The organism is Microvirga sp. HBU67558 (genome assembly GCF_018069605.1).
Taxonomy (GTDB): Bacteria; Pseudomonadota; Alphaproteobacteria; order Rhizobiales; family Beijerinckiaceae; genus Microvirga; species Microvirga terrae.
The window spans coordinates 1-309 of the sequence record NZ_JAGPUP010000128.1 but is presented as its reverse complement, the minus strand read 5'-3'; the positions used below and the strand labels follow the sequence as shown (position 1 = coordinate 309).

Below are 309 nucleotides of genomic sequence, written 5' to 3'. Positions count from 1 at the left end.
GTCGTCGCCGGCAACCAGATTGTCGGCATAGCTTTCGAACACCACGTAACGTCCGTCCGGGCTGAACCGGGCGTTGTAGCTGTCGCCGTTGGCCTTCGTTCCGTTCTGGGCCTTGGAGACGCAAACGACGCCGCCGGCGTTCGGGCCTTGAAGATCTTTGAAGAAGATATCCGAGTAGCCGTCTTCGTCCTCGGTCTCGTCAGCGGTCAGGTTGGAGGCGTAGCTTTCGAACACGATGGAACGCCCGTCCGGGCTGACCTGGGCGTTGTAGCTGCCGTTGTTCGCCTCGGCGCCGTTCTTTGCGACGGA

The 309-nt window shown here is 61.5% G+C and carries 1 protein-coding gene; it reads right to left on the bottom strand.

Annotation, left to right across the window (positions count from 1 at the left end):
- Nucleotides 1-309 (bottom strand): PD40 domain-containing protein (locus tag KBI52_RS00520; protein ID WP_210804752.1); only part of this gene is annotated, 309 nt, incomplete at both ends.